Below are 23,101 nucleotides of genomic sequence, written 5' to 3' on the forward strand. Positions count from 1 at the left end.
GGCAACAAGGCTGCGCAGAAACTAAAAAGCCCCGCCGAAGCGGGGCTTTTTACTGCACCGTCAGACTCAGAACTGAGCTTCGTCGAGCAGGAACAGCGACTCGCTGCCAGCCTTGACCGACGCAGTCAGCGAGTGAATACGCGGCAGCAGACGCGCGAAGTAGAAACGCGCAGTGCCCAGCTTGCTCACGTAGAACTCGTCTTCTGCCTGCTTGGCCAATGCGGTACGCGCCATCAGTGCCCACATGTAGGCATAGGCGGTGTAACCGAAGGCCTGCAGATACTCGACCGATGCGGCGCCAATTTCATTCGGGTTGTTCTTGGCGTTCTCAATCACCCACGCAGTCAGCTCATCGAGGTTGCCGATGGCCGCTTCCAGCGGGCCGGTGAACTCGCCCAGAGCAGCGTCAGCGCTGGCGATGAAGGCTTTGACCTCATCGCTGAAGTGCTTGTAGAAGGCGCCACCGCTACCAACGATTTTGCGACCCATCAGGTCCAGCGACTGAATGCCGTTGGTGCCTTCATAGATCTGGGTAATGCGGCAGTCACGGATCAGTTGCTCCTGGCCCCACTCACGGATGAAACCGTGGCCGCCAAAGATTTGCTGACCGTGAACGGTGGTTTCCAGACCCATGTCGGTCAGGAACGCCTTGGCAACCGGCGTCAGCAGGGCTACCAGTTCCTGGGCACGGGCGCGCACTTCCTTGTCTTCGCTGTACTTGGCGGTATCCAGCTGCATGGCAACATAGCTGGAGAACGCACGGCCGCCTTCGTTCAGCGCCTTCATGGTCAGCAGCATGCGACGCACGTCGGGGTGAACAATGATTGGGTCAGCGGCCTTGTCCTTGGCAACCGGGCCGGTCGGCGCGCGGCTCTGGATGCGGTCACGGGCGTATTCGATGGCGTTCTGGTAGGAGCGTTCACCCAGCGACAGACCCTGAATACCCACACCCAGACGCTCGTAGTTCATCATGGTGAACATCGCGTTGAGGCCCTTGTTCGGCTCATCAACGATCCAACCGGTAGCACCGTCGAAGTTCATCACACAGGTAGCCGAGGCCTTGATACCCATCTTGTGCTCGATGGAGCCGCAGGACAGGGAGTTCTTCTCACCCAGCGAACCATCGTCATTGACCATGACCTTGGGCACCAGGAACAGGGAAATCCCCTTCGGACCGGCCGGTGCATCAGGCAGCTTGGCCAGTACCAGGTGGATGATGTTCTCGGTCAGGTCGTGCTCACCACCGGTGATAAAGATCTTGGTACCGCTGATCTTGTAGCTGCCGTCAGCCTGCGGCTCGGCCTTGGTACGGATGATGCCCAGATCAGTACCGGCGTGCGGCTCGGTCAGACACATGGAGCCCGCCCAGGTACCGGAGTACATGTTCGGCAGGTACTTTTCCTTAAGCTCTTGGCTGGCGTGATTGAGGATCGAGAGGCAGGCGCCGGAGGTCAGCATCGGATACAGACCGAAGGACAGGTTGGCGGAGTTGACCATTTCTTCGACCTGAGCACCGATCACCTTCGGCATGCCCATGCCGCCGAACTCGGGAGCACCGCCCACGCCCACCCAGCCACCTTCGGCGTAGGTGCGATAGGCTTCCGGGAAACCGGCCGGTGTAGTCACGACGCCGTCGTTCCAGGAGCAGCCCTCTTCGTCGCCAGAGCGGTTCAGCGGTGCAACGACACCGCCGGTTACCTTGCCGGCTTCTTCCAGGATGGCTACAGCGGTCTCTTCGTCCACCACTTCAGCCAGGCCCGGCAATTGTGCCCAGAGCTTGGAAACCTCAAAAACTTCATTGAGAACGAAGCGCATGTCGCGCAGGGGAGCTTTATAGTCAGCCATGGATATCTCCTCGTGGTTCGGTGCCGGTTCAGACCGGCGCAGGCGGGAGATTGTATATCGACAACAAAAAAACCTATAGCGTCTTTTTATGACTTTTCATTATTGATTGGTCACCATAAACAACATTACTTAAGGCAGGGTCAGGCTAGCCGCCGCCTGACGCGCAATAAAAAACCCCGGCATGGCCGGGGTTCTTTATTCAGATCAGCGAACCGATCAGAACTGCTCGACGGCGATATCCATCAGACTGGATGCACCGGCGGTCAGCGCTTCGGCGTGGGCCTGAGCGCGCGGCAGCAGACGTTGATAGAAGAACGCCTGAGTCGCCAGCTTGCCTTTGTAGAAGTCCACTTCGGTGCTGCCGGCCTCCAGTTTGGCCTGGGCAACCAGTGCCATCTTCAGCCAGAAGTACGCGTGCACGACGTAGCCGGAGAACGCCAGGTAATCAACCGCTGCAGCGCCCACTTCTTCCGGGTTCTGCATGGCTTTCATGCCTACGGACGTGGTCAGCTCGCCCCACTGGGCATTCAGCTGGGCCAGTTTCTTGGCGTACTCGCCGAACGCAGCATTGCCTTCGACTTCCTTGCACAGCAGGTGAACCTGCTTGGTGAACGCCTTCAGCAGCTTGCCCTGGCTACCCAGCACCTTGCGACCCAGGAGGTCGAGCGCCTGAATGCCGTTGGTGCCTTCGTAGATCGGCGCGATACGGCAGTCGCGTACCTGCTGCTCCTGGCCCCACTCACGGATGAAGCCGTGACCGCCAAACACTTGCTGACCCAGCAGGGTCGCTTCCAGACCGGTATCGGTCATGAAGGCCTTGCAGATCGGCGTCAGGAAGGCCAGCTGGGCCTCGGCGTCGGCGCGGGCTTCTTCGCTCGCGTAGTGGGCCTGATCCAGCAGGCTGGCAGTATAGTAGGCCAGCGCGCGGTTACCTTCGTTGAACGCCTTCATGGTCAGCAGCATGCGACGCACGTCAGGGTGAACGATGATCGGATCAGCCGCCTTCTCAGGAGCAGCCGGGCCTTTCAGCGAACGCATCTGCAGACGGTCCTTGGCATACGCCAGAGCTGACTGATAGGACGCTTCACCGTGACACAGGCCCTGCATGCCGGTACCCAGACGGGCGTGGTTCATCATGGTGAACATGCAGTTCAGACCCTTGTTGATGTCACCGATCAGGAAGCCGGTAGCATCGTCAAAGTTCATCACACAGGTTGCGGAAGCCTTGATGCCCATTTTGTGCTCGATGGAGCCGCAGACCAGGCTGTTGCGCTCGCCCACTTCACCGTTCGCATCCGGCAGGAACTTGGGAACGATGAACAGGGAGATACCCTTGGTGCCAGCTGGCGCGTCGGGCAGCTTGGCCAGCACCAGGTGGACGATGTTTTCAGACATGTCGTGCTCACCGCACGAGATGAAGATCTTGGTGCCGGTGACCTTGTAGGTGCCGTCTGCCTGCGGTACTGCGCGGGTCTTGACCAGACCGAGATCGGTACCGCAATGCGGCTCCGTCAGACACATGGTGCCGGTCCAGGTGCCGGGGGTCAGTTTGCTCAGGTACAGGTCTTTCTGCTCCTGGGTACCGTGTGCAGCGATCGCCGCAGCACAGCCGTGGGACAGCCCCGGGTACATGCTGAAGGAGTAGTTTGCGGAGGCAACCATCTCGGCGATGATCAGACCAAGCGAAGACGGCAGACCCTGCCCGCCGTATTCCGGCGAAGCGGTCATGGAACCCCAGCCGTTTTCGCAGTAGGCCTGATAGGCTTCCTTGAAGCCCTTCGGCGTGGTGACCACACCATTTTCGATGTGGCAGCCTTCTTCGTCACCAGTGCGGTTCAGCGGAGACAGCACCTGATTGGTAAACTTGGCACCCTCTTCGAGAATGGCGCTGACCAGATCCGGGGTGGCGTCTTCCAGACCGTATGCAGCGTAGCTGCCGGTCATGTCCAGCAGCTCGTCCATGACGAAGCGCATATCGCGCAAAGGGGCGTTATATTCAGGCATGTCGACTCTCCAAAGGGCAGCCAGTCACTGCTGGCAGCATGATTTCATACAGGTGTTTGAACACTAGGGATGCACGCCCTTGCGGTCAAGGTTTTGGCCAGTCCATTACCCCGCCTGATGGAGGACCATAACACCGGAAGCATCCTGCGGTAGCATAGGCACTGCATCCATTGCCCCCGGGAACCCGCCGTGTCCACTCTGGCCGATCTGCACTTCGACAACCGCTTCGCTGCGCTGGGCGATACGTTCTCCAGCAAGGTCATGCCTGATCCGCTGCACAATCCACGACTGGTGGTATGCAGCGAGGACGCCTTGCAACTACTAGATCTGGATCCGACGGAGGCCAGCGACCCGCTATTCACCGAGCTGTTTTCCGGCCACAAGCTATGGAGCACTGCTGAGCCGCGGGCGATGGTTTACTCCGGCCATCAGTTCGGCGCCTACAACCCGCAACTCGGCGATGGTCGCGGCCTGTTGCTGGGCGAAGTGGTGAACCAGGCTGGTGAACACTGGGATCTGCACCTCAAGGGGGCCGGCAGTACGCCCTACTCGCGCATGGGTGACGGCCGTGCGGTGCTGCGCTCGTCGATCCGCGAGTTCCTCGCCAGCGAAGCGCTGCATGCGCTCGGCATCCCAACCAGCCGCGCCCTGTGCGTGACCGTCGGCGACAACCCGGTCTACCGCGAACGCGAGGAGCGTGGCGCTATGCTGCTGCGCTTGGCGCGCTCGCACATTCGCTTCGGCCACTTCGAATACTTCTATTACACCCGCAAGCACGACGAACTGCGCCAACTGCTCGATTTCACCCTCGACACCTGCTACCACGACTGCCGCAACCAGCCGGAACCCGAGCTGGCGATGTTTCGCGCCGTACTCAAGCGCACCGCCAGAATGATCGCCCACTGGCAGGCCTCGGGCTTCTGTCACGGGGTGATGAACACCGACAACATGTCGATTCTGGGAATCACCTTCGACTTCGGCCCCTATGCCTTCCTCGACGCCTTCGATGCCCGCCACGTCTGCAACCACTCTGATCACGAAGGGCGTTATGCCTTCCACCGCCAGCCATTGATCGCACAGTGGAATGTCGCCTGCCTGGCGCAAGCGCTAACCCCGTTCATCGCCGTCGATACGCTGAAAGCCGAGCTGGCTCAATTCATACCAACATTTGAGCAGCACTATCTGGCACTGATGCGCCGCCGCCTGGGCTGGGGCGACGCCCGTGCAGAAGACGCAGAGCAGCTGGACGCGCTGCTGCAACTGATGCAGACCAGCGGCGCCGATTACCACCTGAGCCTGCGCAAGCTGGCCGAAGACAACCCGCTGGTACGCGACCACTTCATCGACCGCAGCGCCTTCGACAGCTGGCTGCGAGAGCATCAAGCGCGTTGCCAGGCCAGCACGCGCGAGCGCCAGGCCGCCAACCCGCTCTACGTATTGCGCAACTACCTGGCGCAAAACGCCATCGCCGCAGCCGAGCAGGACGATTTTGATGAGGTGCGCCGCCTGCACCATATCCTGCGCCGGCCATTCGAAACGCAAGCAGGAGCCGATGCGTACGCAGCCATGCCACCAGACTGGGGCAAACACTTGGAAATCAGCTGCTCCTCCTGATCCTGATTGTTGCAACGCTTATTCCTCACAAGCATATAAAAATCAGTTTTTGTACTTGGACAAATATAGCTCCGCCTCTTAATGTGACGCCCAGCCTGGGTCCGCGTCCGGACCCTCACGAGAGAGTTCGGTAACCGATGAGCTGGGATTCGCTGCCACTGATTGGCGTGGCACTGCTGCTGTGCTGGGTTTTCTACGCCTTCGCGCGGGAAAAGTTCAGCCCCGACGTGGTGGTCGGTATCGCCGTGGCCGTCCTGCTGGTCAGCCAACTGCTGACGCCCTCCGAAGTGCTTGGCGTACTGTCCAACAGCGCCCCCATCACCATCGCCTGCATGTTCATCCTGTCTGCCGCACTGGAACGCACTGGCTGCGTGGAGACGCTGGGTAACTGGCTGTCACGCATGGGCGGCGGCAGTCAGTGGCGCACCCTGTTCAGCCTGATGATGACCGCCCTGCTGCTGTCGACCTTTATCAACAACACCCCGGTGGTCGCGATTCTCACGCCGGTCGCCATCGCCCTGGCAACGGGCGTCGGCAGCAAGCCATCGAAAATGCTGATCCCGCTGTCCTACGCCACCATCTTTGGCGGCACCATGACCATGATCGGCACCTCGACCAACATCCTGGTCGACGGCGTGGCCCGGCAGATGGGCATGGAGCCCTTCGGCATGTTCGAGATCACCCTGCCCGGGCTGATACTGGCCGGCATCGGCATGGCCTTCGTGTTGCTGATTGGTCACCGCCTGCTGCCGGAGCGCGAAAGCCTGTCGCGCCAGCTGCGCCCGGATCAGTCCCGTACCTTTATGACCGAGTTGCTGGTGCCGCACGACTCGCCGGTGATTGGCCAGACCATCAGTCAGGCCAACCTGAATGGCAACAGCGGCATCCGGGTGCTGAAAATCTTCCGTGGCGACGACGAGCTGTCGACCCCGCTCAACGACACTCGGCTGCTGGCCGGCGACCGGCTGGTGCTGCACGCCGGCATGCGCGACTTCGTCGAGCTGCGTCAGAACGGCCTGTTGGCGATCAACCGCCCGGACAGCTTCGAGACCATTTCGACCCGCGACGTGATGCTGGCCGAGGCCATCGTCGGCCGCAACTCGCGCTACAGCCACCGCCCGATGCGCGACCTCAACCTGACGGCACGCTACGGTATTCACGTACTGGCAGTGCATCGCCATAACGAGAATATTCAGGACAACCTGGACGACTTCGAGCTGCAATTCGGCGACGTGATGCTGGTCGAGGGCACGCCCGCGCAGATCAAGAAGTTTGCCGACAATGGCGAACTGATCAGCCTCAACTCGGTACAGGAACGCGCCTACCGCCGCGACAAGGCGCCGATTGCCATTGCTGCCGTGCTGGCCGTGATGGTGCTGGCCGCATTCAAGGTCATGCCGATTGAGGGGCTGGCGATGATCGCCGCCGCGCTGGTCGTCGCCACCGGCTGTCTGGATACCGAAGACGCCTACAAGGCCATCGACTGGCGCATCCTGACGCTGATCTTCGGCATGTTGGCGATCAGCATCGCGATGAACAAGGTCGGCCTGGTCGACACCGTGGTTAGCCACGTGATGACCCTGTCACCGCTGCTCGGCCCGCTGTTCATGCTGTCGTTCATCTACCTGCTGACCTCGGTTCTCACCGAGGTGGTCAGTAACAACGCGGTAGCGGTATTGGTCACCCCGATTGCCATCGGCGTTGCCCAGCAGCTGGGCGCCGACCCTCGCCCATTCGTCGTCGCCGTCATGTTCGCTGCCAGCGCCAGTTTCGCCACCCCGATCGGCTACCAGACCAACACCTTCGTCTACAGCGCTGGCGGCTACCGTTTCGCCGACTTCATGCGTATCGGCGTGCCGCTGAACCTGATCATGTGGGCAGCCGGCTCGCTGATCATTCCGCTCGTCTGGCCGCTGTTTCCCTAGCGCGCGCTGGCGCGCGCGAGCTGCAAGCTGCAAGCTGCAAGCTGCAAGCTGCAAGCTGCAAGCGCAGTCAGGATGAATTGGCCTACAGGCAGTCAAACGCTTTTTAGCATTCAGGGTGCTATCCCAACCACAAGAAAACCCGCGCGATTCAACACCGCGCGGGTTTTGCTTGTGGCTTGTGGCTCAGCTCCCGCAAAGCGGGAGGTGACTAAAGCGAAGCGTCGAGCGCCTGCGACAGATCGGCGAGGATATCGTCGATATGTTCGATACCGATCGACAGGCGCACCATGTCACGCGGCACACCGGCCTTGGCCAGCTCCTCGTCGTTCAGCTGACGGTGGGTAGTGGATGCCGGGTGGCAGGCCAGTGACTTGGCGTCGCCGATGTTGACCAGTCGCACCACCAGGTTGAGCGCGTCGATAAAGCGCGCACCGGCTTCCTGGCCGCCCTTGATCCCGAACGACAGTACCGACGCCGGCTTGCCGCCCATATAGCGCTTGGCCAGGGCGTGCTCGGGGTGATCTTCCAGTCCGGCGTACTGCACCCAGGCGACCTGCGGGTGGTTCTTCAGGAATGCCGCCACCGCCATCGCGTTGTCGCAGTGGCGCTCCATGCGCAGCGCCAGCGTTTCCAGCCCCTGCAGGATCATGAAGGCGTTGAACGGCGACAGTGCCGCGCCCATGTTGCGCAGCGGCACAACGCGACAGCGACCAATAAAGGCGGCCGGGCCGAAGGCCTCGGTGTAGACCACGCCGTGATAGGACGGGTCGGCGGTATTGAGCAGCGGGAAACGTTCCGCGTTCTCGGCCCACGGGAAGCAGCCACCATCGACAACGATGCCGCCCAGAGTGGTACCGTGACCGCCCATATATTTGGTCAGCGAGTGGACCACGATGTCCGCGCCGTGCTCAAACGGGCGGCACAGCGCCGGTGTGGCCACGGTGTTATCGACGATCAGCGGGACGCCGTGGCGGTGAGCCGCGTCGGCCAGCGCCTGAATGTCGATGACGTTACCGGACGGGTTGCCGATGGATTCGCAGAACACCGCCTTGGTGCGTGCATCAATCAGGCTTTCCAGCGCGGCGATGTCGTCGTGGGAAGCAAAGCGGGTCTCGATGCCCTGACGCGGCAGGGTGTGGGCAAACAGGTTGTAGGTGCCGCCATACAGCTTGGCCACCGACACGATATTGTCGCCGGCTTCAGCCAGCGTCTGGATCGCGTAGGTAATCGCGGCCATGCCGGAGGCAACGGCCAGCGCACCGACACCGCCCTCGAGCGCGGCAACCCGCTGCTCCAGCACATCGTTGGTCGGGTTCATGATGCGGCTGTAGATGTTGCCCGGCACCTTCAGGTCGAACAGGTCGGCACCGTGCTGGGTATTGTCAAAGGAGTACGAGGTGGTCTGGTAGATCGGCACGGCCACCGCGTGGGTGTTCGGGTCTGGGGTGTAGCCGGCGTGAATGGCGAGCGTTTCAAGCTTCATTGCGCTGTCCTTGTTGTCGAGTTGTTCAAGCCCAGCGCCGAGCATGCAGAAGGAAGTCCGAACGGTCAATCCGGACAGGCGTGACTTATTGACTCTCGATGTGATCGTGCAACGCCATGAACTGCTGAGTCAGCTTGTGCCGACCGTCAAGGAAGATCAGCGGAGTGGCTGCTTCATGCGACTCGCGCATGCGTACCGAGCTGTTCAGGTGCACAGGCAGCACCGGCAACCCCTCGGCGATCAGTTCATCAAGCATCTTCTGCGGCAGCGCCGCACGCGGCTGGAACTGGTTGACGACAATACCTTCAACCGCCAGATCCTCGTTATGCTCTTCACGCACGTCTTCCAACTCGCTCAGCAGACCGTAGAGCGCCTGCCGGGAGAAGCTGTCGCAGTCGAACGGGATCAGCACGCGGTCCGAGGCAATCAGCGCCGACATGGTGTAGAAGTTGAACGCCGGGGCGGTGTCGATGTAGATCCGCTCGTAGTTGTCCTTGAGGTCGTTCAGCAACTTGCGCAGCTTCTGGATCTTGTAGCGCGACTCCAGCTTGTGCTGCAGCTCAGCCAGCTCGGGGCTGGCCGGCATCAACCATAAGTTCTCGAACGGCGTCTCGGTGACGAAGTTCTCGGCCTTCTTGCTGAACAGTCCGCTGGACAGGGTCTGGGCGAAGAAGTCGGCGATGGTGGTATCGATGTCCGCCATCCGTTCACCCAGCAGGTAGTGACTAGAGTTAGCCTGCGGATCCAGATCAATCACCAGGGTCTTGTAGCCCGCCGCAGCGCTGACCGCGGCGAGGTTGCAGGCGATGCTGGACTTACCGACACCGCCCTTCTGGTTGAAAACTACCCTGCGCATACGCCTTCTCCTTGTTCAGTCGCTCCCGCCGTGCGCCATCTTGGCGCAGGAATCGTCAGACCACGATAGCATTCGGATCGTGATAGATCGCTGACAATTCGTGTACCGCTTCGATGAAGGCACCGGCGTGAGCCGGATCGACCTCGGGTGTAATGCCGTGGCCCAGGTTGAACACATGACCGCTGCCCTTACCGTAACTGGCCAGGATGCGCGCAACCTCAGCGCGAATCGCCGCCGGCTTGGCGTACAGCACAGTCGGGTCCATGTTGCCCTGCAATGCAACCTTTGCACCAACCCGCGAACGGGCAACGCCAATGTCCATGGTCCAGTCCAGACCCAGCGCGTCGGCACCAGCATCGGCGATGCTTTCCAGCCACAGGCCGCCGTTCTTGGTAAACAGGATAACCGGAATCTTGCGACCCTCATGCTCACGAATCAGGCCGGCAACGATCTTGCGCATGTAGGCCAGCGAGAACTTCTGGTAGGCATCGGCAGACAGGTTGCCGCCCCAGGTATCAAAAATCTGCACCGCCTGGGCTCCAGCGAGAATCTGGCCGTTGAGGTAACTGGTAACAGACTGGGCGAGCTTGTCCAGCAGCAGGTGCATGGCTTCCGGCTGGTCGTACAGCATGGCCTTGGTCTTGCGGAAATCCTTGGAGGAGCCGCCCTCGACCATGTAGGTCGCCAGCGTCCAGGGGCTGCCGGAAAAGCCAATCAGCGGCACCCGGCCGTTCAGTTCACGGCGAATGGTGCGCACTGCGTCCATGACGTACCCAAGGTCCTGCTCCGGATCGGGAACCGGCAGGGCTTCAATATCGGCCAGGCTGTTAATCACCTTGCGAAAGCGCGGGCCTTCGCCGGTCTCAAAGTACAGCCCTTGGCCCATGGCATCTGGGATGGTCAGGATATCGGAGAACAGAATGGCTGCGTCCAGCGGGTAGCGATCCAGCGGCTGCAGGGTGACCTCGCAGGCCATCTCCGGATTCATGCACAGCCCCATAAAGTCACCCGCCCGTGCACGCGAGGCGCGATACTCCGGCAGATAGCGGCCAGCCTGACGCATCATCCACACAGGGGTGACATCTACCGGCTGACGCATCAGCGCGCGCAGGAAACGATCATTCTTGAGTTCGGTCATGGGGGCACATCCAGTCGAAAAAGTCAGCGGCCATTGTAGCGGCAATTGCAGGCAAAGATCAGCGAGTGAAACAACAAGGGCGCCCGGAGGCGCCCTTGCATGTGTGACTGGTTGTCACACCTCGAGGAAGTCGAGGATACCCTCGGCAGCCTGACGGCCTTCAAAGATCGCCGTTACCACCAGATCAGAGCCGCGCACCATATCGCCGCCGGCAAAGATCTTCGGGTTGCTGGTCTGGAACTTGTACTGACCTTGCTCAGGCGCAATCACGCGGCCCTGGCTGTCAGTCTCGACGTTCTTGTCAGCAAACCAGTCTGCCGGGCTCGGACGGAAACCGAAGGCAATAACCACGGCGTCTGCCGGCAGCACTTCTTCGGAACCCGGAATCGGCTCGGGACTGCGGCGACCGCGGGCGTCCGGCTCACCCAGACGGGTTTCCACCACCTTGACGCCTTCAACCTTGTCTTCGCCGACAATCGCAATCGGCTGACGGTTGAACAGGAACTTCACGCCCTCATCCTTGGCGTTCTTCACTTCCTTGCGCGAACCCGGCATGTTGGCTTCGTCACGACGGTAGGCGCAGGTCACGGCGGTCGCACCCTGGCGAATGGACGTGCGGTTACAGTCCATAGCGGTATCACCACCACCGAGGACAACCACCTTCTTGCCCTTCATGTCGATGAAGTCATCAGCCGATTTCTCGAACCCGAGATTGCGGTTAACGTTGGCAATGAGGAAGTCCAGCGCATCGTAGACGCCCGGCAGGTCTTCACCCGGGAAGCCGCCCTTCATGTAGGTGTAGGTACCCATGCCCATGAACACCGCGTCGTACTCGGCCAGCAGATCGTCGATCATGACGTCCTTGCCGATCTCGGTGCTCAGGCGGAACTCGATACCCATGCCTTCGAACACTTCACGGCGGCGTGACAGCACACTCTTCTCCAGCTTGAACTCCGGGATACCGAAGGTCAGCAGGCCACCGATTTCCGGATAGCGGTCGAATACCACCGGGCTGACACCGGCACGGGCCAGCACGTCAGCACAGCCGAGACCGGCCGGGCCGGCACCGATGATGGCGACACGCTTACCGGTCGGCACCACGCCCGACATGTCAGGACGCCAGCCCATGGCGAAGGCGGTGTCGGTGATGTATTTCTCGACCGAGCCGATGGTAACCGCGCCAAAGCCGTCGTTCAGGGTACAGGCGCCTTCACACAGGCGATCCTGCGGGCAAACGCGGCCGCAGACTTCCGGCAAGGTGTTGGTCTGGTGCGACAGTTCGGCGGCTTCGAGGATGTTGCCCTCGGACACCAGCTTCAGCCAGTTCGGAATAAAGTTGTGCACGGGGCACTTCCATTCGCAGTACGGATTACCGCAGCCGAGGCAGCGATGCGCCTGCTCGGACGCCGCTTCCGGCTTGAACTGCTCGTGAATCTCGACGAACTGGGTCTTGCGCGCGCGCAGCGGGCGCTTCTTGGGATCTTCACGACCTACATCGATAAACTGGAAGTCGTTGTTCAAACGGTCTGCCATATCTCAACCTCTAAACTGCAACGGCGGTTTGATCACGCCACTGCAAGACTCATCAGGGCCAGCAACAGGCTGGGCGCTCAGCGGCGCGGCAGCCTGCCTGCGGCGGCTTTATTGTGGGTTCGCACGCGTGGTAGTCAGCAGGGCACGCAGACTTGCGGCCTTTGGCTTGACCAGCCAGAAGCGGCGGATGTAGTCGTCCAGGTTGTCGAGTACCTCGGCACCCCATGCACTAGCGGTCTCGGCAACATACTCGGTCAGCACCTGGGTCAGGTGGCTGCGGTACATTTCCATCGACTCATTGCTGATGCGGTGCATCTCGACCAGCTCATGGTTCAGCTTGTCGAAGAACGCATTATCCATGTCCAGCACGTAGGCAAAGCCGCCAGTCATACCGGCACCGAAGTTGTGGCCGGTGCCGCCGAGTACGCAAACCATACCGCCAGTCATGTACTCGCAGCAGTGGTCGCCAGCGCCTTCGATAACCGCGTGGGCGCCGGAGTTGCGCACTGCGAAGCGCTCGCCAGCCACACCGGCTGCGAACAGCTTGCCACCGGTGGCACCGTACAGACAGGTGTTACCGATAATCGAGGTCTGCTCCGAGCGGAACGGACTACCCTTCGGCGGCACAATGGTCAGCTTGCCGCCGGTCATGCCCTTACCGACGTAGTCGTTGGCATCGCCTTCCAGATACATGTGCAGACCACCGGCGTTCCAGACGCCGAAGCTCTGACCGGCGGTGCCAGTCATACGGAAGGTGATCGGCGCAGTGACCATGCCCTGGTTGCCGTGCACCTTGGCAATCTCGCCGGATACACGAGCACCGATGGAACGGTCACAGTTGGTCAGTGACAGCTCGAACTCGCCACCGGTGCGGCCATCGATGGCAGCGCGCGCCATTTCAACCATCTTCTCGGCAGTCAGGCCCTTGTCGAACGGCTCGTTACGCGGCGATTCGCAGAACTGCGGCTTGTCGGCAGACACGTCCTTGCTGAACAGCAGCGGCTCGAGATCCAGGTTTTGCTGCTTGGCAGTCGTGCCCGGCAAGATCTCCAACAGATCGGTACGGCCGATCAGCTCTTCCAGACTACGCACGCCCAGCTTAGCCAGCCACTCGCGAGTTTCCATAGCCACGTAGGTGAAGAAGTTCATTACCATCTGCACTGTGCCAATGTAGTGGTTGTCGCGCAGATGCTGGTTCTGGGTCGCAACACCGGTCGCGCAGTTGTTCAGGTGGCAGATACGCAGGTATTTGCAGCCCAGGGCGATCATCGGCGCGGTACCAAAGCCGAAGCTCTCGGCACCGAGGATCGCCGCTTTGACCACGTCCAGACCGGTCTTCAGACCACCGTCGGTCTGTACCCGGACCTTGCCACGCAGGTCGTTGCCGCGCAGGGTCTGATGGGCTTCGGACAGGCCTAGCTCCCATGGGGAGCCGGCGTAGCGGATGGAGGTCAGCGGCGAGGCGCCGGTACCACCGTCGTAACCGGAAATGGTGATCAGGTCCGCATAGGCCTTGGCCACACCAGCAGCGATGGTGCCAACGCCCGGTTCGGATACCAGCTTGACCGAGACCAGCGCCTGCGGGTTGACCTGCTTGAGGTCAAAAATCAGCTGCGACAGATCTTCAATCGAGTAGATGTCGTGGTGCGGCGGCGGCGAAATCAGGGTCACACCCGGCACCGCGTAGCGCAGGCGGGCAATCAGTTCGTTGACCTTACCGCCCGGCAGCTGGCCGCCTTCACCGGGCTTGGCACCCTGGGCAACCTTGATCTGTAGCACTTCCGCGTTGACCAGATACTCAGGCGTAACACCGAAACGACCGGAGGCGATCTGCTTGATCTTGGAGGTACGCTCGGTACCGTAACGCTCAGGATCTTCCCCGCCTTCCCCGGAGTTGGAGCGCGCACCCAGACGGTTCATCGCCTCGGCGATCGCCTCGTGCGCCTCGGGAGACAGTGCGCCCAGAGAGATACCGGCGGAGTCAAAGCGTTTGAAGATCGACTCCAGCGGCTCGACGTCATCCAGCGCAATCGCCTGCTGGTCATCGCGCACCTTGAGCAGGTCACGCAGCGCCGCAACCGGACGGCTGTTCACCAGCGCGGCGTACTCCTGATACTTGTCGTAGCTGTCGCCCTGTACCGCGTCCTGAAGCGCGCGAACCACGTCCGGGTTGTAGGCATGGTATTCGCCACCAAACACGAACTTGAGCAAACCACCCTGCTGGATCGACTTGCGCGGATTCCAGGCTTCCTTGGCCAGCAGCGCCTGTTCGGCCTGCAGATCCTGGAAGCGGGCACCCTGAATGCGGCTGGCAACGCCCTTGAAGCAGACATCAACGACTTCGTCGGCCAGACCCACCGCTTCAAACAGCTGGGCGCCACGATAGGACGCGATGGTGGAGATACCCATCTTCGACAGGATCTTCAGCAGGCCCTTGGAAATGCCCTTGCGGTAGTACTTGAAGGTCTCGTACAGGTCGCCGATGACCTCACCAGTGCGGATCAGGTCGCCCAGCACTTCGTAGGCCAGGTACGGGTACACCGCGGTCGCACCGAAGCCGATCAGTACCGCGTAATGGTGCGGGTCACGGGTGGTAGCGGTCTCAACCAGAATGTTGCATTCGCAGCGCAAGCCGATGGCGGTCAGGTGATGGTGCACGGCTCCGACAGCCAGCGCGGCGTGAACCGGCAGCTTGCCCTGTTCGATCGAGCGGTCGCTCAGCACGATCAGGGTCTTGCCTTCACGCACGGCAGCTTCAGCCTGAGCGGCGATATCATTCACCGCAGCGCCCAACAGCGTGCCTTCAGCGACGTTCAGGTCAATCGTGTGACGGGCGAAACCGGGACGAGACTCCAGGTTCATGATCGCGCGCCACTTGGCCGGCGAGATCACCGGCGAGCTGAGGATCGCCCGGTTGGCGTGATCAGCCGTCTCTTCAAAGACGTTGCGCTCGGCCCCCAGACAGGTTTCCAGCGACATAACGATAGCTTCACGCAGCGGGTCAATCGCCGGGTTGGTCACCTGGGCAAACTGCTGACGGAAGTAGTCGTAGACCGAACGCACTCGGCCGGACAGGACAGCCATCGGCGTGTCGTCACCCATCGAGCCGACTGCTTCCTGACCGTTCTCGGCCAGCGGACGCAGCACCTGATCACGCTCTTCGAAGGTGACCTGGAACATCTTCATGTACTGCTTCAGACGTTCGGCAGACAGGAAGTCAGAGCCGTGGTCGCGGTCATCCAGATGCGCCTGGATGCGCACAGCATTTTCCTTCAGCCACTTGCGATACGGGTGACGGGACTTCAGCCTGTTGGCGACGTCGTCGGTGTGCAGCACTTCGCCGGTCTGGGTATCGACGGCCAAAATCTGACCCGGGCCAACACGGCCCTTGCTGATCACATCCTCGGGCTGGTAATCCCAGACACCGATTTCGGAGGCCAGGGTGATGTAGCCGTTCTTGGTGATGACATAACGCGCCGGACGCAGGCCATTACGGTCCAGCAGACAGACCGCGTAGCGACCCTCGGTCAGTACGATACCGGCCGGGCCGTCCCAAGCCTCCATATGCATGGAGTTGTATTCGTAGAACGCGCGCAGATCGGCGTCCATGGTCTCGACGTTCTGCCACGCCGGCGGTACGACCATGCGAATGGCACGGAACAGGTCCATACCACCACAAATCAGCAGTTCGAGCATGTTGTCCATGCTGGAGGAGTCGGAACCGGTGGTGTTAACCAGCGGCGCCAGACTATCCAGATCGGGCATCAGATCATTGGTGAACTTGTGGCGACGCGCCTGGGCCCAGTTACGGTTGGCAGTGATGGTGTTGATTTCACCATTGTGGGCAACCAGACGGAACGGCTGTGCCAACGGCCACTTCGGCAGGGTATTGGTGGAGAAACGCTGGTGGAAAACGCTGATCGCGGTTTCCATGCGGGCATCACCCAGATCGGGATAGAATTTGTCCAGATCGGCCGGCATCATCAGGCCTTTATAGGAAACGACCTTGTGCGACAGACTACAGACGTAGAAGCTGCTGTCGGCCTGCATGGCAATCTCGGCCTTGCGGCGAACATAAAACAGTTTGACGGCAAACTGCTGCTCGTCCAGCCCTTCGCCTGATACGAACACTTGTTCAATGCGCGGCATGCTGCTCAGCGCCAGCGGACCAAGAACAGACGGATCAACCGGCACTTCGCGCCAGCCCAGGCCGGTCAACCGCTGATCACTCAACGCATCGGCAAAGGCCTGCTTGGCAGCGGTGCTGGCGGCCTCATCAGCGCCCATGAACACCATGCCGACGGCGTACTGCTCGGGCAGCTCGACTGCCAGCGCTTCGCGGGCAACTTCACGCAGGAAACGATCCGGCTTTTGAATGAGCAAACCACAACCGTCGCCGGTCTTACCGTCGGCGTTGATGCCACCACGGTGAGTCATGCATGTCAGTGCTTCGATCGCCGTCTGCAGCAGGTGATGACTGGGCTGGCCTTCCATGTGGGCAATCAAGCCGAAACCACAGTTATCCTTGAACTGATCAGGCTGGTATAGACCTGCTTTCATAGGCACTCTCTCAACAAGCTAGTAAATTCGGGCGCGTGCGGCTCCAGACCACGGAAAAATCTGGCGCGGCGCCGGACAAAAGGGGAGTAATTGTACACAGCGGCATGCGCCCCCACAATTTTTTTTGGGGGAAAAATGCCGCTTAAGCGTATTCAAATGTCGTAAATAGGAAACTTTACCGCCTGACTCCGGGCTAGAAAACCACCCTTCCAACAGCATTCGTGCCGCCCGAAAGTACCCCGCCAGCCTTGCACCGGCGGGCACTCGAGTTAACGCAGACCCGCCTGGATATCTGCAATGCTGCGCGGCCAGGGTTTGCTGTCTCGAAGCGCTGCTGGCAAGGAAGCGACACCAGCCTGAGCTGCCTGTCGCGAGCTATAGATCCCTTGCGTCACCACAAACCAGGGCGCGCCCTGATGCGTCGTTTCAAAATACCCCACATCCTGTACGCCAGGGTGCTTGCTGACGAAGCTTCGGGCCGCCTGCTCTGAACGAGTCCCAAGCAACTGTACTACGTATTCCGACCCTGAGCGCGCGCGGTACCAGTCACTGCGGTGGGGACCTCCGGCAGCAGAAACTGTAGCCGGCTCACCAGCTCCAGCCCGACTGACGGGCGGTGCGGGAGCTGGCACCGTAGCTTGCGTTGGTGCTGGCTCTGGGGCTGGCTGTGATTGTGGTGCTGGCACTGGTTGCGGTGCTGGTTGTGGTGCAACTTCAACAGCCGCCACTTCTTCAGCAACCGCCACTTCCGGCGACGATTCAGGCGCGGCCACAACAGGTACGCTGTCCACAGCCGCCACCGGCGCAGCCGCATCAGACTGCACACCGCTCTGCCCTGCATTGTGAGCAGGTGCTGGCGGCGCAACCGGCTCCGGAGCCCCGACCTGAGCCTCAACCACCGGCTCGGGCAACTGCAGCACCGTGCGCTCGGGCTCGGCTGGCGCCTTGTCACCCAGATACCATGCGACCCCGATACCAACAGCTACCAGCCCTGCCGCAAGAAGCAATTTTGAAGACAGTCCGCCACTGCCACCACTGCCCAACGCGACGGGCCCTTCATGCATTGCCTGAACCATCACCTGGCGACCGACCTGGTTGATAGCCCCAGGCCATCCAGCACTGCGTTGATGAATCTCGTCAACCTGCTGATCAGTAAGCAGCTCAATACCCTGACCCGCGCCTTCCAGGCGCTGCGCGAGATACTCTCTCGTTTCGTCCAGCCCCAGCGCGGCGAGCTCTACCACATGGATGCTGGAACCTTCCTCCGCATTGAGGACGCTGGAATATCGCTCGAGCCCTTCGCTGTCGACAAACAAGAAGACCCGTGGCGCGAAGCTACCTGCTTCAGCTATTTCGCTCAGCATGCTAATCGCCGAGGACTCCAGCAACTCGGCGTCATCAATAACAATATAAAGCTGAATACCGACCAACTCACTCTGCTGTGCTTTCGCCAGCAGGCTCGCCACATCGCGCTGCTCGGTATTAAGAGCCTGGCAGATTTGTGCCAGCAACGCCGCTTCAGACGCATGCTCTCGCGCCGACAGAACAACGCACTGCACCGCATCCTTGTTGCTGCTGGCGACCAACGCCTGGCGCAACAATGTCTTGCCCGCCCCAAGCGGACCAGCAACGACCAGCATCTGCTCGCCATAGCGGGCAAGGTGATGCAGCTCGGCCAGAACCGGCTTTCTCTTGGGGGTGAAAAATTTAAACCCAGGGGTGCGCGCCGAAAAGGGGTCATGATTGAGCTGGTAGTGCTCCAGCAGCTCATCAGAGTTGTTTACCGCGCTGAATACCTCATCAAATCCGTTGCTCATTGCTCGCTTTCCTGCAAACAGGCCCGAAGCGCTTCGACGCCATAATCGGCAGTGACCTCAGCGGCACCGATCTGACGCAACAGCACCAGCCGCAGCTGGCCATCCAGCACCTTCTTGTCGACAGCCATCAACCGCTCGAAATCACTTGCCCGCATTCCAACCGGAGCCAATGTAGGCAGGCCTGCGGCCGCGATAACAGCCTCCCCGCGCGCACGACCCTGCGCGCTGATCCAGCCCAGCCGGGCCGACAGGTCCAGCGCCATAACCATTCCGGCACCAACCGCCTCGCCGTGCAACCAACTGCCATACCCCTGGTGAGCCTCGATCGCATGACCAAAGGTATGCCCCAGATTCAGGATCGCCCGCACCCCGCCTTCACGTTCATCTTCCGCAACGACTTCAGCCTTGATAGCGCACGAACGCAGGATAGCCTGGGTGACCAACCCGGCGTCTAACTGGCGCAACCCCGCCATATTCTGCTCAAGCCAACCAAGGAAGGCTTCATCACGAATAAGGCCATACTTGATGATCTCGGCGAGCCCGGCACTCACCTCCCGCTCAGGCAGCGTGTTCAGACTATCCGTGTCAATAAGCACCGCCTTGGGCTGATAAAACGCGCCGATCATGTTCTTGCCAGCCGGATGATTGATGCCGGTCTTGCCGCCGACCGAGGAATCCACCTGGGACAGCAGCGTCGTGGGCACCTGAATGAAGTCAACCCCCCGCTGGTAAGACGCCGCGGCGAAGCCAGTCATATCGCCGATAACACCACCACCCAGAGCGATTAAGGTCGTCCTGCGATCGTGACGCGCCGCCAGCAGGGCATCAAATATCTGCTGCAGGGTAGCCCAGGTCTTATAGGCCTCGCCCGTCGGCAGGATAACCGAGGTTACCTTGTAGCCACTGAGCACTTGCTGCAAGGACTCAAGATAAAGCGGCGCGACGGTATCATCAGTCACGATGCATACTTGCCGACCGCTAATATGACGCGCGAACAGCTCGGCCTGGGCCATCAGGCCCGCACCGATATAAATTGGATAACTGCGATCAGCTAAATCGACATTCAGACACTGCATCAAAGCACTCCCATTCAGCGGGCACAGCATACAACAGTCGCGGGAAGCAGCGATACGGGAGGGGGAGCTAGCGAGCAGAGGCGTGCAAACTCAGTCTTCTTGAAGACGAGCAAGAATCGCGTTAACCACAACCTTAGGGCCACGCTGATCCGTCTCAATGATCAGGTCCGCAATCTCCCGGTAGAGAGGGTCGCGCTTGGCCATCAAATCACGCAAAACCGCTTCAGGGTCCGCAGTTTGCAAAAGCGGGCGCTGGCGATCCTTGGCTGTGCGCTGCAACTGCTGCTCAACACTGGTACGCAGATAAACAACCAGACCGCCGGATTTCAACGCCGCACGATTGGCGGGGCGCATCACAACGCCACCACCGGTCGCCAGCACAATTCCATCTTCGTGAACGAGCTCTGCGATCATCGCCTCTTCTCGCTGACGAAACCCGTCCTCGCCTTCGACGTCGAAAATCCACGGAATATCGGCGCCAGTGCGCTCCTCAATCTCGCGATCAGAGTCCTTGAAGGGATATTTCAATTCCTTGGCAAGAAGACGCCCGATGGTGCTTTTTCCAGCACCCATCGGGCCAATAAGAAAGACGTTACGCAAGGAATTTACCTGGCCAGCGTGATTGCACCGTTATTGATAATACGCGGCGTCAGGAAGATCAACAGCTCAGTTTTGCTTTCGGCACTGATATCCCGGCGGAACATCTTGCCCAGCAGGGGCAGGTCACCAAGGAAAGGTACCTTTTCCTGAGAAGTCGAGGTTTCACTCTGGAATACGCCGCCAATCACTATCGTTTCGCCATCAGCGACCAGAATATTCGCATTGACCTCATTTTTGCGAATGATCGGCACACCGTTGACCACCTGGGAAAAGTCTGGCTCATCCTTGGTAACGATGACCTCCATGATCACCTGATTGTCAGGCGTAATCTGCGGAGTCACCTCCAGCGAGAGCACAGCGTCGGCAAACGACGTACTGGTTGCGCCGCTGGAGCTTGCTTCCTGATAAGGAATCTCTGCACCCTTGAGGATCTTAGCGGTTTCTTTGTCCGAAGTTACCACCTTCGGCTGGGATATAACCTCACCATTACCAGTGCTTTCCATGGCGGATAGTTGCAAGTCGAGAACAGTATTGTCCGTTACGAAGCCAATACCGATACCAGACGTAGCACCACTTACACCAAGATCAACAAACGGGGAATTAGCGGTTGAAGCAAGGCCGTCGTCACCGTACAGCCGGTACTTGTCACTGTTGCCAAGGCTCAGCTCGCCGCTCCAGTTCACCCCCAGTGCCTTGTCAAAGCCAACGTTGGCCTCAACAATCCGCGCCTCGATCATGACCTGACGAACCGGGATATCGAGCTGGGTCACGATGCGACGCAGCTCATCGAGCTTCTGCTGAGTCTCAAGTGCAATAATGCTGTTGGTGCGCTCATCAACCGTGAGCGAACCACGTTGCGAGTCCGCATCAGCCGCCGTGACAGAGGCGAACAGCTTGGCAATATCTGCCGCCTTGGCGTAATTGACCTGAATCAGCTCACGGCGTAACGGAGCCAACTCGGCAATCTGCTTCTGTGCCTCCAGCTCCTGACGCTCGCGTGCAGCAATCTCGTCGGCAGGCGCCACCAGCAGCACGTTGCCTACCTGACGCTTGTCCAATCCTTTGGTCTTCAAGACCAGATCGAGCGCCTGATCCCAGGGCACGTTCTGCAAACGCAGGGTGATACTGCCCTGAACCGTGTCACTGGCGACCAGGTTGAGGTCCGTGAAGTCGGCGATCAACTGCAATACCGAGCGCACTTCAATATCCTGGAAGTTAAGGGACAACTTTTCGCCGGTGTAGGTGAAGGCATCAGCACGACGCTGCTCGACCTCGGCGCGGGTCAGCGGTTTGAAACTAACCGTCAGGCGGTTATCTGCCTGATAGACAAGATGCTCATAGTAGCCGGTCGGTTCAATCACGATGGTCGCATTGTTGCCACTGCCGCTGGCATTGACAAAGTTGACCGGTGTCGCGAAATCCTTGACATCAAGCTGAACGCGCAGCTCATCAGGCAGACGGGTGTTCGGGAAGTTGAGCCTAACGCGCCCCCCCTGCTCTTCCACATCCACCTTGATGGTCGGATCAGTCAGATCAATAATGACGTTGCCAGAACCGTCGCTGCCACGTTGAAAATCCAGACTACTGATAGCCCGGCCGCTAACCGTAGCAGGGCTGGACACTGCCGGCTCGCTGTCGGTTCGCCAATTGCTGTTGGTGACGACCGGAGAGCTAGCCGCCGATGACTGAGCTGCTGCGGAAGCACCCACCACTACGTAGAGGTCATTACCTTCAGCACGTGTGGTGTAAGGCGCGAGACTGGTCAGGTTGATAATCAGACGAGTTCGATCGCCCGCTTCGACAACCGCAACGCTCCGGGCATTACCAAGACCCAACTCGCGACCGCGCTCACCGAGCTTGTTCTTGACCCCGGGCAGGTCAAGTGCAATCCGGGCAGGTTGATCAATGGTATAGCCCTTGGGCGAACCGGTAACCGGTTCATCAAAACTCAATTTCAGCTCAACCCTATCGCCCGGCAGGGACGCGACATCCATGCTTTGCAGGTCGGCCGCAAGGGCCAGCGGACTCAACAGTGTTATCAATGCTGCGAGCGGCATAATTCTGGTCAGAGACATTTGCTTGCGTTCCACGCGTGACTGTTTGCAGTTCATGTTTTCTCTCCCTGGTTGTCCTACCCGCGCTCAGCAAGGCTGAGGGTGCGCGGTCGTTCCAACCACCCGCCTTCTCCGTCCGGCACGATTTCCACTACATCAACGCGATTTTCTTCAATCCCGGTGACACGCCCATGATTACGCCCCAGATAGTCCCCCACCTTCACCCGGTGAACACTACCTGCGCCCGTGATCAGCGCCTGCATACCGTCGGCATTGCTGATGGTGCCGACCATCCGGAAACTCTCAATATTGAACCCTTCAAGGAACTGCTTGACGCGATTCTCATCAGGCTTGATGTCTTGCGACCCTTTCTGCCGCTGCGACAGATCAATTTTGATCGGCGGCTGGAACGGGCTGCGCAACGACGCCGCACTGTAGGTAAATGCCTCGTAGGGCTCAAACCGCGGCAGAGGATCGATCTTGCCTGCTGGCCGCGCCCGCACCTCATCCATGAAACGCTGCAGGTCAGAGAAATCGTTACCGCCACAACCGCTGAGCGACAGCGCCGCCAGCACGGCCAAACCGGTCATTCGCTT

Annotated in this window: 14 protein-coding genes; 2 read left to right on the forward strand and 12 right to left on the reverse strand. The window is 60.1% G+C overall.

Features of this window, described 5'->3' with window-relative positions; all coding sequences use genetic code 11:
- Positions 1-66 precede the first annotated feature (66 nt).
- Both ACKPCU_RS00275 and ACKPCU_RS00280 read right to left on the reverse strand, forming a co-directional pair.
- Complete coding sequence (locus tag ACKPCU_RS00275) at positions 67-1,845, reverse strand: acyl-CoA dehydrogenase C-terminal domain-containing protein (RefSeq protein ID WP_104738118.1); 1,779 nt, start codon at positions 1,843-1,845, stop codon at positions 67-69.
- Between the two features lie 216 nt (positions 1,846-2,061).
- The gene (locus ACKPCU_RS00280) at positions 2,062-3,849 is read right to left on the reverse strand and encodes an acyl-CoA dehydrogenase C-terminal domain-containing protein (protein ID WP_104738117.1); all 1,788 of its coding nucleotides are present in this window, start codon (positions 3,847-3,849) and stop codon (positions 2,062-2,064) included.
- A gap of 189 nt (positions 3,850-4,038) precedes the next feature.
- On the opposite strand from ACKPCU_RS00280, the gene selO reads away from it, so the two are divergent.
- Positions 4,039-5,463: a protein adenylyltransferase SelO gene (selO, locus tag ACKPCU_RS00285; RefSeq protein ID WP_321349089.1), complete on the forward strand. Its 1,425-nt coding sequence runs from the start codon at positions 4,039-4,041 to the stop codon at positions 5,461-5,463.
- A 137-nt stretch (positions 5,464-5,600) separates the two neighbouring features.
- Positions 5,601-7,388, forward strand: coding sequence for an SLC13 family permease (locus ACKPCU_RS00290; RefSeq protein WP_104738115.1), 1,788 nt, complete (start codon positions 5,601-5,603; stop codon positions 7,386-7,388).
- 208 nt (positions 7,389-7,596) lie between these two features.
- Here ACKPCU_RS00290 and ACKPCU_RS00295 read toward each other — a convergent pair whose 3' ends face one another.
- The 10 genes from ACKPCU_RS00295 to pilP form a co-directional block, all read right to left on the reverse strand.
- The gene (locus ACKPCU_RS00295) at positions 7,597-8,871 is read right to left on the reverse strand and encodes a bifunctional O-acetylhomoserine aminocarboxypropyltransferase/cysteine synthase (protein WP_104738155.1); all 1,275 of its coding nucleotides are present in this window, start codon (positions 8,869-8,871) and stop codon (positions 7,597-7,599) included.
- 85 nt (positions 8,872-8,956) lie between these two features.
- A complete protein-coding gene (locus ACKPCU_RS00300; protein WP_104738114.1) occupies positions 8,957-9,727 on the reverse strand; it encodes a ParA family protein in 771 nt (256 codons plus the stop codon).
- A 55-nt stretch (positions 9,728-9,782) separates the two neighbouring features.
- Positions 9,783-10,865: a uroporphyrinogen decarboxylase gene (hemE, locus tag ACKPCU_RS00305; protein WP_104738113.1), complete on the reverse strand. Its 1,083-nt coding sequence runs from the start codon at positions 10,863-10,865 to the stop codon at positions 9,783-9,785.
- A 114-nt stretch (positions 10,866-10,979) separates the two neighbouring features.
- On the reverse strand, positions 10,980-12,398 hold the full coding sequence (locus ACKPCU_RS00310) for an FAD-dependent oxidoreductase (protein ID WP_321349090.1): 1,419 nt from the start codon (positions 12,396-12,398) through the stop codon (positions 10,980-10,982).
- Positions 12,399-12,506: 108 nt separating this feature from the next.
- Positions 12,507-16,958, reverse strand: a complete 4,452-nt coding sequence (gene gltB, locus ACKPCU_RS00315) for a glutamate synthase large subunit (RefSeq protein WP_321349091.1) — start codon at positions 16,956-16,958, stop codon at positions 12,507-12,509.
- Between the two features lie 269 nt (positions 16,959-17,227).
- Positions 17,228-18,775, reverse strand: a complete 1,548-nt coding sequence (locus tag ACKPCU_RS00320) for an AAA family ATPase (protein WP_321349092.1) — start codon at positions 18,773-18,775, stop codon at positions 17,228-17,230.
- Entirely contained in the window at positions 18,772-19,851 is a 1,080-nt protein-coding gene (gene aroB / locus ACKPCU_RS00325; protein ID WP_321349093.1) for a 3-dehydroquinate synthase, read from the reverse strand. Before aroB ends, ACKPCU_RS00320 begins: the two co-directional genes overlap by 4 nt.
- 90 nt (positions 19,852-19,941) lie before the next feature.
- Positions 19,942-20,451: a shikimate kinase AroK gene (gene aroK, locus ACKPCU_RS00330; RefSeq protein WP_321349094.1), complete on the reverse strand. Its 510-nt coding sequence runs from the start codon at positions 20,449-20,451 to the stop codon at positions 19,942-19,944.
- A gap of 5 nt (positions 20,452-20,456) precedes the next feature.
- Positions 20,457-22,526 (reverse strand): type IV pilus secretin PilQ, encoded by a 2,070-nt coding sequence (pilQ, locus tag ACKPCU_RS00335; RefSeq protein ID WP_321349095.1) that lies wholly within the window; start codon positions 22,524-22,526, stop codon positions 20,457-20,459.
- Positions 22,527-22,582: 56 nt separating this feature from the next.
- Positions 22,583-23,095, reverse strand: a complete 513-nt coding sequence (gene pilP / locus ACKPCU_RS00340; RefSeq protein WP_321351903.1) for a type 4a pilus biogenesis lipoprotein PilP — start codon at positions 23,093-23,095, stop codon at positions 22,583-22,585.
- Between the last annotated feature and the right edge of the window lie 6 nt (positions 23,096-23,101).

Source organism: Halopseudomonas oceani, assembly GCF_963677335.1.
Taxonomy (GTDB): domain Bacteria; phylum Pseudomonadota; class Gammaproteobacteria; order Pseudomonadales; family Pseudomonadaceae; genus Halopseudomonas; species Halopseudomonas oceani.